The sequence below is a fragment of the Streptomyces toxytricini genome (assembly GCF_014649915.1).
Taxonomy (GTDB): Bacteria; Actinomycetota; Actinomycetes; order Streptomycetales; family Streptomycetaceae; genus Streptomyces; species Streptomyces toxytricini.
This window is the reverse complement of sequence record NZ_BMTY01000013.1, coordinates 73,462-86,332: the sequence shown is the minus strand read 5'-3', so window position 1 is coordinate 86,332 and position 12,871 is coordinate 73,462. Positions and strand designations below refer to the sequence as shown.

Here is a 12,871-nt window from a genome sequence, read left to right as displayed (position 1 = left end):
CGGGACCGCGGCCGTCGTCGGCGGCGAGCGGATCACGACCTCCGCACTCCAGGCCCAGGTGGTCGCCGTCCGCGACGCCCAGAACCGGGCCGACGGCAGCGCCGCCCAGCTGATCCAGTCCTCGCCGGGCCTGGAGCGGGTCAAGCTCAACAAGATGATCCAGACCGCCGTCCTGGAGCGCGCCGCGAAGGACGCCGGGGTGACGGTCTCCCCGCGGGAGGTCGGCGAGTTCCGCCAGGCCCAGCTGGAGAAGGCCGGCAGCAGCGAGCGGCTGGAGGCCTCCGCGCTGGAGCAGGCGCAGCTGGCACCCGCACAGCTGGAGGCGGACGCCCGCTTCAAGCTGCTGCGCGACAAGCTCTTCGAGCACTACGGCAGCCAGGACAAGGCGCTGGAGCGGCTCGCGGCCGCCGCGAAGGAGCTCCACATCACGGTGAACCCGCGCTACGGCGTGTGGGACGCCCAGCAGATCGTCCTCGGCGACCAGGCCACCCCCTGGATCACCCAGCGGACCCGGCCCGAGCAGCCCGCCGCCGGGGCCTGACCCGGCCCCCGGGGGCCCGCCGCCGAGGCCCCGCGCAGGGCGGTAGGTTCGAAGGGTGAACTCCCACTCCGCCGAACCCGCCGCCGCCCCCGACACCGGGCGGATCGTCCTGCTGACCGTCAGCCACCGGGTCGCGCCCGGCCTGCTGTCCTGGCCGGCCTGGCAGGCGCTGCGCACCGCGGACGAGGTGCTGTGCGCCGCCGCGGACCACCCGCAGCTGCCGTACCTGCGCGAGGCCGGCGTCGAGGTCGCCTTCGCCGCGCCCGACGCGCAGGAGCTCGTCGAGGCCTGCGCCGGCGGCCGCACGATCGTGGTCATCCCCGGCGGCGAGGGCGACCGGCGGCTGACCGACGGCCTGGCCCGGCTCGCCGGCTCCGGCCGGGTCGCCATGCCGGAGCTGGAGCTGCTGCCCGGCTCCTACGACCTGCCCGGGGCGCGGCTCCTCGACCTCGTCCAGGTGATGGACCGCGTCCGCCGCGAGTGCCCGTGGACCTCCCGGCAGACCCACCGGGGGCTGGTGAAGTACGCCATCGAGGAGTCGTACGAGCTGGTCGAGGCGATCGAGGAGGGCAGCAGGCAGGAGCTGCGCGAGGAGCTCGGCGACGTCCTGCTCCAGGTGGTCTTCCACGCGCGGATCGCCGAGGAGGACCCCGAGGAGCCGTTCTCCGTGGACGACGTGGCGGGCACCCTCGTCGAGAAGCTGGTCCACCGCCACCCGCACGTCTTCGGTGACGCGGAGGCGGAGACCGCGGAGGACGTCGGCGCGCACTGGCAGCGCACCAAGGCGGCCGAGAAGCGGCGCGAGTCGGTCACGGACGGGATCCCGCTCGGCCAGCCCGGCCTGGCGCTCGCGGCGAAGCTCGCCGGGCGGGCGCGGGCGGGCGGGGTGGCCGTCGCCCTGCCGGCCGGCGAGGGCGTCGGGTACGAGCTGCTGCGGCTCGCGGCGCGCGCCGAGGCGGAGGGCACCGACCCGGAGACGGCCCTGCGGGCGGCGGCCCGCGCCTACCGCGACGCGATCCGCACCGCCGAGGGCCTCACCGCCGCCACCCCGGCCGGGGCCGGCGGGACCGACGAGACCGACGAGACCGACGAGACCGACGGGGCGTACGGGGCCGTGGAGTAAGGGGAGCGGTGGCGGCGGGCGGGGGCCCGCAGGCGGGTTACGGTCGGGGCGTGCACGAGCCGACCTCCGCAGCCCCCGAAGAACCCGCTCCCGCGCAGGGCCCCACCCTGTTCGACTGGGAGTTCGCCACCGACCCGTACCCGGCGTACGCCTGGCTGCGGGAGCACTCCCCGGTGCACCGCACGCGGCTGCCGAGCGGGGTGGAGGCGTGGCTGGTGACCCGGTACGCCGACGCCCGCCAGGCCCTCGCCGACCAGCGGCTGAGCAAGAACCCCGAGCACCACGCGGAGCCGGCGCACGCCAAGGGCAAGACCGGGATCCCGGGGGAGCGCAAGGCAGAGCTGATGACGCACCTGCTGAACATCGACCCGCCGGACCACACACGGCTGCGGCGGCTGGTGTCGAAGGCGTTCACGCCGCGCAGGGTGGCGGAGTTCGCGCCGCGGGTGCAGGAGCTGACCGACCACCTGATCGACGCTTTCGCCGGCCGCGGCGAGGCGGACCTGATCCACGAGTTCGCCTTCCCGCTCCCCATCTACGCCATCTGCGAGATGCTCGGCGTCCCGCGGGAGGACCAGGACGACTTCCGGGACTGGGCCGGGATGATGATCCGGCACGGCGGCGGGCCGCGGGGCGGAGTGGCCCGTTCCGTGAAGCAGATGCGGGCCTATCTCGGTGAACTCATCCACCGAAAAAGGGATGATCTGGGCAATGACCTCATCTCCGACCTGATTCGGGCGAGCGACCACGGCGACCACCTGACGGAGGCCGAGGCCACCGCGATGGCGTTCATCCTGCTCTTCGCGGGCTTCGAGACCACCGTCAACCTGATCGGCAACGGCGTCCACTCCCTCTTCATGAACCCCGGCGAGCGGGCCCGCCTCCAGGCCTCCCTCGCCGCCGGCGAGCGGGACCTGCTGGAGACCGGCGTCGAGGAACTCCTGCGCTATGACGGGCCGGTGGAGCTCGCGACCTGGCGGTTCGCCACCCGGCCGCTGGTCCTCGGCGGGCAGCAGATCGCGGTCGGCGACCCCGTCCTCGTCGTCCTGGCCGCGGCCGACCGGGACCCGGCGCGGTTCGCCGATCCGGACGCCCTGGACCTCTCGCGCGGCGACAACCAGCACCTGGGGTACGGGCACGGGATCCACTACTGCCTGGGCGCACCGCTGGCCCGGCTGGAGGGTCAGACGGCGCTTGCGACTTTGCTGACGCGTCTGCCCGATCTGGAACTGGCGGTTCCGCCTACGGACCTGAGATGGCGGGGCGGACTGATCATGCGTGGCCTGCGCACCCTTCCCGTCCGCTTCACACCCCGAAACATCTGAAGAGTTTCTGATGGTAAATCAATTTCTTGCTCAACTTGTGACAATCGTTCGAAGGCCGCTAGGTTCTGCCGTTACCACGCCGTTATGCGAAAGGTGCATCACATGCGTTCCGGGAACGGCCGCCACAGACGCCCCCGCCAGGTACCCGCCATCGTCGTCACCGCCGGAGTCACCGGCTCCGCGCTGGCCATGCCGCTGCTCGCCGCCACCGGCGCGAGCGCGGCCGAAGCCGCGACGTGGGACAAAGTCGCCGAATGCGAGAGCGGCGGCACGTGGAGCGCCAACACGGGCAACGGCTCCTACGGCGGCCTGGCGTTCACCCAGGAACAGTGGAAGAACGCCGGCGGCCTGGAGTTCGCCGAGCGCCCCGACCTCGCCAGCCGCTCCCAGCAGATCGCGGTCGCCGAGCGCGTGCTCGCCGCCAGCGGCGCCCAGGCCTGGGCGCAGTGCGCGGCCGCGGCCGGGCTGACCCAGGACGGCCCCGCCGCGGACGTCGACCCGGGCTCCGCCGGCAGCCACCGGGCCGTCGGCCCGTCCCCGGCCCGCCCGGACGAGCAGGTCCCCGTCGCGGACGGCCACCGGCCCACCGACTACGGCGCGCCGACCCCCGCCCCGGCGACCCCGCCCCCGGGGCCGCTCGCCCCGTCCGTCGGACTGCCCGTCATGCCCGACCCGGACGGCGCGACGCCGTCCCCCACGGCTCCGCCGGTGTTCCCGGGCGACCCCACGGTCACCCCGAGCCCCGTGGACCCCGCCGACCCCGCGGTCCCCACGCCGACCCCGACCGCTCCGGGTACTCCGACGCCGGGCGACACCTCCGCGACGCCCGGTGCGCCCTCCGGCTCCCCCGAATCCACCGCCCCGGGCTCCCCGGCGGCCCCCTCCGCACCGTCGGCCTCGCCGACCCCGGGCGCCTCCACCGACCCGGCGGACGTCTCCGGCGCCACGGCCGCGGCCACCGGCAAGCACCGGGGCGCCCCCGCCGCCGAGGAGCCGGCGCCTGCGCCCTCGTACACGGTGAAGGAGGGCGACAGCCTGGCCGCCATCGCGGACGCCACCGGCGTCAAGGGCGGCTGGAGCGCGCTGTACCAGGCCAACGAGCAGGTCATCGGCTCGGACGCCAACCTCATCAAGCCCGGCCAGAACCTGGAAATAGGTTAGGAACAGCGGCATTTCGGACATCCGGAAAGAGTTGAATGTCCGGTTCGTTCAAATGAGACATGCGTCTCTTCCGGTCAACTGGCGTGTCCTGTCCGTGACCTTGGGTAAAAACCGCCCTCACCTGCGCAAATGCTCCCCAGGGGAGCGCAAGTAGGGCCCTCCCTCCCCGAATTCCCTCGTTGAACTTCGGGGAGGGACCTGTCTACCTTCTGAATCGCCCGCCACCGCGGGCCCCTTCGACCGCATCGCCGAGTCCTGCCGGCGGACGGGGGGAACAACACGTCGCGTCAAGCGCCGAAGGCAGGAGCGGGGGAACCAAGGTAGGTGCCGCGAAAGGCCGTCGAAGGCGGTCCGGACCGGCTAGGGGTGAAGACGCGCCACGTGCGCGGCCGGGCAACTCATCCGCCCGAACCCGACAGCTCACCTCGCAGGCGTCGGTGAGGAGAACTCCATGCTGCTTTCGGGCAAGGGCAAGCACCGTCGCGCCACCGCCATCGAGCGGACCACCCGCATCGTCACGCTCGCCGGCGTCGCCGGCGTCGCGGTCGCGGCCCCCCTGATGACCGCCGGCACCGCCTCCGCCGCCACCGCCTCCGAGTGGGACCGCGTGGCCCAGTGCGAGTCCGGCGGCAACTGGTCCATCAACACCGGCAACGGCTACTACGGCGGCCTCCAGTTCTCCGCCTCCACGTGGGCCGGATTCGGCGGCAAGGCGTACGCCGCGCAGGCCAACCAGGCCACCAAGGCGCAGCAGATCGCCATCGCCGAGAAGGTCCTGAAGGTCCAGGGCAAGGGCGCCTGGCCGCACTGCGGCAAGGGCCTGTCCAACTCCTCGTACACCGGCGGCGGGTCTACCACCAACACGACCCCCAAGCAGACGCCGAAGACCGAGACCAAGAAGACGCAGCCGCAGAAGACCGAGGTCAAGAAGCAGACCCAGCGCGCGCAGACCCCCGCCCCCACCACGCGCTCCGAGCGCGCCGAGGCCCCCGTCGTCAAGACCGGCAACGGCTCGTACGAGGTGAAGGCCGGCGACACCCTCGGCACCATCGCCGAGGCGCAGAACGTCAAGGGCGGCTGGGAGAAGCTCTTCGAGCTCAACAAGGACATCGTCTCCGACGCCGACCTGATCTTCCCCGGCCAGAAGCTGAAGCTCGGCTGAACCCCGCGCGAACCCTCACCCGAGGGCTTCCGCAGCACCTGATCCCCACCGCCCGGCGCGTACCCCCCCTCGCGCCGGGCGGTGGCGTGCCCGCCCCCGTACAGCCCCGTCAGCAGGGGCCGTATGTCCGGGAAGAGGGGTATTCGGGCCCTTTTTCGTCCCAGGACCCGGGCGGTCGGCGGGCCGACCCCCCGGCTGCGGTTAGGCTCTAGGCGGCAGGGCCGGTCCCCCGGTCCGACACGCCACCGCACACCCAGCGTCACATCCCAGAAGGAGATGCTCGTGCCGTCCATCGACGTCGTCGTAGCCCGGGAAATCCTGGACTCCCGAGGCAACCCCACGGTCGAGGTCGAGGTGGGCCTCGACGACGGCAGCACCGGCCGTGCTGCCGTTCCGTCCGGCGCCTCCACCGGTGCCTTCGAGGCCATCGAGCTCCGCGACGGCGACCCGAACCGCTACATGGGCAAGGGCGTCGAGAAGGCCGTCCTCGCGGTCATCGAGCAGATCGGCCCCGAGCTCGTCGGCTACGACGCCACCGAGCAGCGCCTGATCGACCAGGCCATGTTCGACCTGGACGCCACCGACAACAAGGGCTCGCTGGGCGCCAACGCCATCCTCGGCGTCTCCCTCGCCGTCGCGCACGCCGCGTCCGAGGCCTCCGACCTCCCGCTGTTCCGCTACCTCGGCGGCCCGAACGCGCACCTGCTGCCCGTTCCGATGATGAACATCCTGAACGGCGGCTCGCACGCCGACTCCAACGTGGACATCCAGGAGTTCATGATCGCGCCGATCGGCGCCGAGTCCTTCTCCGAGGCCCTGCGCTGGGGCACCGAGGTCTACCACACCCTCAAGAAGGTCCTGAAGGACAAGGGCCTCTCCACCGGCCTGGGCGACGAGGGCGGCTTCGCCCCCAACCTCGGCTCCAACCGCGAGGCCCTCGACCTCATCCTCGAAGCGATCAGGCAGGCCGGCTACACCCCCGGCGAGCAGATCGCCCTCGCGCTCGACGTCGCCGCGTCCGAGTTCTACAAGGACGGCAAGTACCACTTCGAGGGCCAGGCCCGCTCGGCCGCCGAGATGACGGACTACTACGCCGAGCTCGTCGAGGCGTACCCGCTCGTCTCCATCGAGGACCCGCTGTTCGAGGACGACTGGGCCGGCTGGAAGACCATCACCGAGAAGCTCGGCGCCAAGGTCCAGCTCGTCGGCGACGACCTGTTCGTCACCAACCCCGAGCGCCTCGCCCGAGGCATCGAGGAGGGCACCGCCAACGCCCTCCTCGTCAAGGTCAACCAGATCGGCTCGCTCACCGAGACCCTGGACGCCGTCGAGCTCGCCCAGCGCAACGGCTTCAAGTGCATGATGTCCCACCGCTCCGGCGAGACCGAGGACGTCACCATCGCCGACCTCGCCGTCGCCACCAACTGCGGCCAGATCAAGACCGGCGCCCCGGCCCGCTCCGAGCGCGTCGCCAAGTACAACCAGCTGCTGCGCATCGAGGAGATCCTCGACGACGCCGCCGTGTACGCCGGCCGCAGCGCGTTCCCCCGCTTCAAGGGCTGAACCGCCCCGGGCCGTGACCCGAGGGTCCGGCCTCCGTACGTCCCCGCACTCGGTCCCGTACCGTGTGCGGGGACGTATTGCGTAGCACCGTGACACCAGGGGAGGCGGGTTCAATGGCCGGGAACCGGGATCGGTTCTCCACCTTCTCCACCGCGACGAGGCTCAAGCAGCTCGGAGAGCGGACCGCCGCCCACGTGTACCGGTCCCAGAACCGGCGCCAGGTCCGCCGCAGCCGGCTCACCGGCCGGGCCGCGCTCCTGGTGCTGGTCCTCTGCACGCTGGTCGTCGCCCTGGCGTACCCGATGCGCCAGTACGTCTCCCAGCGCTCGGAGATCGCCGAGCAGGAGCGGGCCGCCGACGCGGCGGCCAAGCGCCTGGAGCGGCTGCGCGACGAGAAGGCCCGCTGGCAGGACGACGCCTACGCCGAACAGCAGGCGCGCAAGCACCTGCACTTCGTCCGGCCCGGCGAGACCGGCTACATCATGGCCGACCCGGGGGCCGAGGCGGCGCAGCAGCGCCGCACCGGGCACGCCGGGTCGGACCGGCCCTGGTACTCCAACGTCTGGGACGGCGTCGACAAGGCCGACCGGCCCGGCGACTGACGGGCCGTACGCGCCCGCCCGCTCCGACCGCACCACCCCGCAGCACCCATCCACGAGAACGAAGAGACTTCCTCCAGGCATGCAGACGCCCCCGCCCCAGACCGACCGGACCGAGCCGACCGACGCGGACATCGAGGCGTTCGAGCAGCAGCTCGGACGCCCGCCGCGCGGGCTGCGCGCCATCGCCCACCGCTGCCCCTGCGGGCAGCCCGACGTGGTGGAGACCGCCCCCCGCCTGCCCGACGGCACGCCGTTCCCCACGCTCTACTACCTGACCTGCCCGCGCGCCGCCTCCGCGATCGGCACGCTGGAGGCCAACGGCGTGATGAAGGAGATGCAGGCCCGCCTCGCCGAGGACCCCGAGCTCGCCGCCGCCTACCAGGCCGCGCACGAGGACTACATCCGGCGCCGCGACGCCATCGAGGTCCTCCAGGGCTTCCCCAGCGCCGGCGGCATGCCGGACCGGGTCAAGTGCCTGCACGTGCTCGTCGGCCACTCGCTGGCCGCCGGGCCGGGCGTGAACCCGTTCGGCGACGAGGCGCTGGCGATGCTGCCCGAGTGGTGGGCGAAGGGCCCGTGCGTCACGCCGTGCGGCGGCCCGGGTGCCGCGGCCGAGCAGGACAAGGAGCAGCAGGCATGACCCGCGTCGCGGCGGTCGACTGCGGCACCAACTCCATCCGCCTGCTGGTCGCGGACTGCGACCCGGCGACCGGGCACCTCGTCGAGCTCGACCGGCGGATGACGATCGTCCGCCTCGGCCAGGGCGTGGACCGGACCGGCCGGCTGGCCCCCGAGGCACTGGAGCGCACCTTCGCCGCATGCCGCGAGTACGCCGGGGTGGTCAAGGAGCTGGGCGCCGAGCGCATCCGGTTCGTGGCCACCTCCGCCTCGCGGGACGCGGAGAACCGGGACGAGTTCACCGCCGGGGTGCGGGACATCCTCGGGGTCGAACCGGAGGTCGTCTCCGGCGAGCAGGAGGCGGAGTTCTCCTTCACCGGCGCGACCCGGGAGCTCGTCGGCGCCGACCACCTGGAGAAGCCGTACCTGGTGGTCGACATCGGCGGCGGCTCCACGGAGTTCGTGGTCGGCGAAGAACACGTGCGGGCCGCGCGCTCGGTCGACGTGGGCTGCGTCCGCATGACGGAGCGGCACCTCGTCGTGGACGGCGCCGTCACCGACCCGCCGACCGCTGCGCAGACCGCGGCGATGCGGGCCGACATCGAGGCGGCCCTCGACCTGGCCGAGCAGAGCGTCCCGCTGCGCGAGGCCCGCACCCTGGTGGGCCTCGCCGGCTCGGTGACCACCGTCGCCGGGATCGCGCTCGGCCTGCCCGCGTACGACTCCTCGCGCATCCACCACTCGCGCATCCCGTACGAGCAGGTCCGCGAGATCAGCGAGCGCATGCTGTCGTCCACGCACGCCGAGCGCGCGGCGATCCCGGTGATGCACGAGGGCCGCGTCGACGTGATCGCCGCGGGCGCCCTCGTCCTCCTGGCGGTCATGGAGCGCACGGGCGCGACGGAGGTCGTGGTCTCGGAACACGACATCCTGGACGGGATCGCCTGGTCCCTGACCTGACGCCGCCCACCGGCCGCCTGCCTGCCGACGGGAACGGTGACGTCACCGTCGCGGCTCGGGCGGGCGGTCCGGCTCGGCGAACAGGTCCGCCAGCAGTTCCGCCATGGTCACCGTGGGGCCGCCCTCGGCCGGCACCGCTTCGGCTTCGCGCGACAGCAGGGCGTCGGCCGCGTCCTCCAGTGCCCGCAAGTCCGCGATCGGACCATGGCCGCGATCGGCGCGCCGTTGCGCGTGATGACGGTGGGGGCGCCGGCCGCGGCCCGGTCGACATGCTCGGCGAGGTGGGCGCGGGCTTCCCGCACCGTGACGGTGTTCTCGGCCATGGGCCCACGTTACGCATCGGGCCGGGCGAGCGGCCCTCACGGCGCATCGGCGGCCGCCGAGAGGTCGGCGGGCCTTCTGCCCGGGCGGTGGGATCGAAGGCTGACGGGCCCTGGGAGTGGGCGTGTTGGGGGTGTTCGGGGGGTTCGGGCTCGGCTTCCCCGGGCGGCGCGCGGAAAAGTTCGTGAAGTTCTTCACAAGGAAAAAGGGTGCCCCGGGTCAAGTCGAGGGGCCGAAAGGCCCCTCTCGGGGGTCCAACGGCCCCTCCTGGGCTCGTTTCGTGCGATCCGGGGAGGGCGCCGACCCGCGCCGGTAGGTATCCACGAACCCGGTGGTCTACTCCGGTTGGGGCCTTGGAGGCCAGTTCAGAGCGGGTGAACAACGAATCCCGTTACACGGTGGTTCCCGATCCGCGCCATGACCTCCGTCACGTGGGCGGCGCAGTGTAGCAGAGCCCCTGTCGGTTCTTGTGAAGGGGCTCACGAGCATCACTCCTGGGGGTGCTGGATACTCGTTCCATGAGCACCACGGAGCGTCCCAGGATCCTCGTTGTAGGAGGTGGGTACGTAGGCCTGTACGCAGCCAAGCGCATCATGAAGAAGATGCGCTACGGCGAGGCGACCGTCACGGTCGTCGACCCGCGGTCGTACATGACCTACCAGCCCTTCCTCCCCGAAGTGGCCGCAGGCAGCATCTCGCCTCGGCACGTCGTCGTCCCGCTGCGACGCGTGCTGCCCAAGGCGGAGGTCCTCACCGGCCGGGTCACCAGCATCGACCAGGACCGCAAGGTCGCCGTCGTCACGCCGCTGGTCGGCGAGGCGTACGAGCTGCCCTTCGACTACCTGGTGATCGCCCTCGGCGCCATCTCCCGCACCTTCCCGATCCCCGGCCTGGCAGAGCAGGGCATCGGCATGAAGGGCGTGGAAGAGGGCATCGGCCTGCGCAACCACGTCCTCGAGCAGCTCGACAAGGCCGAGTCCACGACGGACGAGAACGTCCGCCGCAAGGCCCTCACCTTCGTCTTCATCGGCGGCGGCTTCGCCGGCGCCGAGACGATCGGCGAGGTCGAGGACATGGCCCGCGACGCCGCCAAGTACTACTCCACGATCAGCCGCGACGACATGCGGTTCATCCTGGTGGACGCGGCCGACAAGATCCTCCCCGAGGTCGGGCCCAAGCTCGGCACCTGGGGCAAGGAGCACCTCGAGTCCCGCGGCATCGAGATCTACCTCGGCACCTCGATGGACTCCTGCGTCGACGGCCACGTCGTGCTGAAGAACGGCCTCGAGGTCGACTCCAACACCATCGTGTGGACCGCGGGCGTCAAGCCCAACCCGGCACTGGCCCGCTTCGGCCTGCCGCTCGGCCCGCGCGGCCACGTCGACACCGCCCCGACCCTCCAGGTCCAGGGCAGCGACTACATCTGGGCCGCCGGCGACAACGCCCAGATCCCCGACGTCGCCGCCCGCAAGGCCGGCGTCGAGAACGCCTGGTGCCCGCCGAACGCCCAGCACGCGCTGCGCCAGGCCAAGGTCCTCGGCGACAACGTCGTGGCCGGCATGCGGGGCTTCCCGCAGAAGGAGTACGAGCACTCCAACAAGGGTGCGGTGGCCGGTCTGGGCGTCCACAAGGGCGTCGCGATGATCGTCATGGGCAAGATGAAGATCAAGCTCAAGGGCCGTCTCGCCTGGTACATGCACCGCGGCTACCACGGCATGGCCATGCCGACCTGGAACCGCAAGATCCGCGTCTTCGCCGACTGGACCCTCGGCATGTTCCTCAAGCGCGAGGTCGTCTCCCTGGGTGCTCTGGAGACCCCCCGCGAGGAGTTCTACGAGGCCGCCAAGCCGGCCCCGGCTCCGGCCGCCGCCGCCGCGCCGGCCGAGAAGGCCAAGGCCTCCTGACGCAGGTCTGACGGCAGGCAGGACGCCCCGCGCGTCCGGCCCGCCGAGCACGTCCCCGAAGGGGCCGCCCGCCATCCGTGGTGCGGGCGGCCCCTTCGGCGCACCCGGCGCCGCGCCCCGTCCGCGGCCCCGCCCGCGGCATGGCCGGAGCCGTACCGGGGTAGTCCGTCCGATCGGATGGACTGGAGGTGCCGACGATGACCGACGCCGCACCGCGGCTGGCCGCTGTGGCCGAGACCCTGCTGGGCGCACCGCTCCCCGTCCGGATCCGGGCCTGGGACGGCAGCGAGGCGGGGCCGCCGGGCGGGCCCGTCCTCGTCCTGGCCCGCCGCCGCGCCCTGCGCCGCATCCTGTGGCGGCCCGGCGAGCTCGGCCTCGCCCGCGCCTGGGTCGCCGGGGACCTCACCGTCGACGGCGACCTGTACGCGCTGCTGGACCGGGTGTCCGGCCTGCTGTGGGAGCGCGAACCCGCCGTCCCGGCGAACCCCGGAGCCCCCGCCCCCGCCGGGCCCGCCGCGCTGCTGCGCGACCCGGCCCGCCGCGCCGCCCTGCGCGAGCTCGCCGCCCTCGCCGGGCCCTGGCCGCCGCCCGCGCCCCCGCCCGAGGAGGCCGTCCGCCGCGGCGGCCCCCGGCACAGCAGGGGCCGCGACCGCAAGGCCGTCAGCCACCACTACGACGTCGGCAACGACTTCTACGCGCACGTCCTCGGCCCGTCGATGGTGTACTCCTGCGCCTACTGGAGCCCCGGCGCCACCCTGGAGCAGGCCCAGCACGACAAGCTGGACCTCGTCTGCCGCAAGCTCGGCCTGGAGCCCGGCATGCGCGTCCTCGACGTCGGCTGCGGCTGGGGCGCCCTCGCCCTGCACGCGGCCCGCTCGTACGGCGTCCGCGTCACCGGCGTCACGCTCTCCGCCGAGCAGGCCGGACACGCCCGCAAACGGGTCGCCGAGGAGGGCCTCGCCGACCGGGTGGAGATCCGCGTCCAGGACTACCGCGACGTTGGCGACGGCCCCTACGACGCGATCTCCTCCATCGGCATGGCCGAGCACGTCGGCGCGGCCCGCTACGGCGAGTACGCCCGCGCCCTGCACACCCTCCTCCGCCCGGGCGGCCGGCTGCTGAACCACCAGATCGCCCGCCGCCCCGAACCCGGCGAACGGGCCCACCGCGCCGACCCGTTCATCGACGCCTACGTCTTCCCCGACGGCGAGCTGTCCCCGCTCGGCACGACCGTCGGCGAACTGGAGCGGGCAGGCTTCGAGGTCCGCGACGTGGAGGCGCTGCGCGAGCACTACGCCCTCACCCTGCGGGCGTGGGTGGCCCGGCTGGAGGAGCACTGGGAGGAGGCCGCCGCCCTGACCTCGCCCGGGCGGGCCCGGGTGTGGCTGCTGTACATGGCGGCGTCCGCGCTCGGCTTCGAGCACAACCGGCTCGGCGTCAACCAGGTCCTCGCGGTCCGACCCCAGGACAACGGCACGTCCCGCCTACCGCTGCGGACCCGCACCTGGGGCGGGGGGCCGGCGTCACCGGCGTGACCCGTCCGGGCACGCGGAAGGGCCCCGGGGCGGTTCCGCCGCCCCGGGGCCCTGCG

At 73.0% G+C, this 12,871-nt stretch carries 11 protein-coding genes, 1 pseudogene and 1 riboswitch; of the genes and pseudogenes, 11 read left to right on the top strand and 1 reads right to left on the bottom strand.

The genetic code is table 11. From position 1 onward, the window contains the following. From IE170_RS17960 to IE170_RS17915, 9 genes are all read left to right on the top strand, one after another. Positions 1-541, top strand: a 541-nt coding sequence (locus tag IE170_RS17960; RefSeq protein WP_229884921.1) for a SurA N-terminal domain-containing protein, incomplete at its 5' end; no start/stop codon positions are given. Between the two features lie 55 nt (positions 542-596). Then, entirely contained in the window at positions 597-1,664 is a 1,068-nt protein-coding gene (locus IE170_RS17955; protein ID WP_189810404.1) for a nucleoside triphosphate pyrophosphohydrolase, read from the top strand. 50 nt (positions 1,665-1,714) lie between these two features. Continuing rightward, the gene (locus IE170_RS17950; RefSeq protein WP_189810403.1) at positions 1,715-2,989 is read left to right on the top strand and encodes a cytochrome P450 family protein; all 1,275 of its coding nucleotides are present in this window, start codon (positions 1,715-1,717) and stop codon (positions 2,987-2,989) included. Positions 2,990-3,091: 102 nt separating this feature from the next. Further along, the gene (locus IE170_RS17945) at positions 3,092-4,150 is read left to right on the top strand and encodes a LysM peptidoglycan-binding domain-containing protein (protein ID WP_189810402.1); all 1,059 of its coding nucleotides are present in this window, start codon (positions 3,092-3,094) and stop codon (positions 4,148-4,150) included. A gap of 282 nt (positions 4,151-4,432) precedes the next feature. After that, a riboswitch (cyclic di-AMP (ydaO/yuaA leader) is annotated at positions 4,433-4,599 on the top strand. A gap of 2 nt (positions 4,600-4,601) precedes the next feature. After that, positions 4,602-5,312 (top strand): LysM peptidoglycan-binding domain-containing protein, encoded by a 711-nt coding sequence (locus IE170_RS17940; RefSeq protein WP_223856689.1) that lies wholly within the window; start codon positions 4,602-4,604, stop codon positions 5,310-5,312. A 282-nt stretch (positions 5,313-5,594) separates the two neighbouring features. After that, positions 5,595-6,875, top strand: a complete 1,281-nt coding sequence (gene eno, locus IE170_RS17930) for a phosphopyruvate hydratase (RefSeq protein WP_189810400.1) — start codon at positions 5,595-5,597, stop codon at positions 6,873-6,875. Positions 6,876-6,988: 113 nt separating this feature from the next. Next, entirely contained in the window at positions 6,989-7,477 is a 489-nt protein-coding gene (locus IE170_RS17925) for an FtsB family cell division protein (protein ID WP_189810399.1), read from the top strand. Positions 7,478-7,556: 79 nt separating this feature from the next. Beyond that, positions 7,557-8,117 carry a DUF501 domain-containing protein gene (locus IE170_RS17920; protein ID WP_189810398.1) on the top strand — a complete coding sequence of 187 codons (561 nt, stop codon included), beginning with the start codon at positions 7,557-7,559 and terminating at the stop codon, positions 8,115-8,117. Beyond that, positions 8,114-9,055 (top strand): Ppx/GppA phosphatase family protein, encoded by a 942-nt coding sequence (locus IE170_RS17915; protein WP_189810397.1) that lies wholly within the window; start codon positions 8,114-8,116, stop codon positions 9,053-9,055. Before IE170_RS17920 ends, IE170_RS17915 begins: the two co-directional genes overlap by 4 nt. A gap of 42 nt (positions 9,056-9,097) precedes the next feature. Here IE170_RS17915 and IE170_RS17910 read toward each other — a convergent pair. Beyond that, a pseudogene (locus IE170_RS17910) lies at positions 9,098-9,378 on the bottom strand (type II toxin-antitoxin system Phd/YefM family antitoxin). Between the two features lie 516 nt (positions 9,379-9,894). Between IE170_RS17910 and IE170_RS17905 the strand changes: the two are divergent. Together IE170_RS17905 and IE170_RS17900 are read left to right on the top strand one after the other, a co-directional pair. Further along, a complete protein-coding gene (locus IE170_RS17905) occupies positions 9,895-11,280 on the top strand; it encodes an NAD(P)/FAD-dependent oxidoreductase (protein WP_189810396.1) in 1,386 nt (461 codons plus the stop codon). 197 nt (positions 11,281-11,477) lie between these two features. Further along, entirely contained in the window at positions 11,478-12,815 is a 1,338-nt protein-coding gene (locus IE170_RS17900; RefSeq protein ID WP_189810395.1) for an SAM-dependent methyltransferase, read from the top strand. The last annotated feature ends 56 nt before the right edge of the window (positions 12,816-12,871 follow it).

Bases quoted from the DNA above. Each gene is read 5' to 3' on its own strand.
- IE170_RS17945 (WP_189810402.1), top strand. From the start codon at position 3,092: ATGCGTTCCGGGAACGGCCGCCACAGACGCCCCCGCCAGGTACCCGCC.
- IE170_RS17940 (WP_223856689.1), top strand. From the start codon at position 4,602: ATGCTGCTTTCGGGCAAGGGCAAGCACCGTCGCGCCACCGCCATCGAG.
- IE170_RS17925 (WP_189810399.1), top strand. From the start codon at position 6,989: ATGGCCGGGAACCGGGATCGGTTCTCCACCTTCTCCACCGCGACGAGG.
- IE170_RS17920 (WP_189810398.1), top strand. From the start codon at position 7,557: ATGCAGACGCCCCCGCCCCAGACCGACCGGACCGAGCCGACCGACGCG.
- IE170_RS17915 (WP_189810397.1), top strand. From the start codon at position 8,114: ATGACCCGCGTCGCGGCGGTCGACTGCGGCACCAACTCCATCCGCCTG.
- IE170_RS17905 (WP_189810396.1), top strand. From the start codon at position 9,895: ATGAGCACCACGGAGCGTCCCAGGATCCTCGTTGTAGGAGGTGGGTAC.
- IE170_RS17900 (WP_189810395.1), top strand. From the start codon at position 11,478: ATGACCGACGCCGCACCGCGGCTGGCCGCTGTGGCCGAGACCCTGCTG.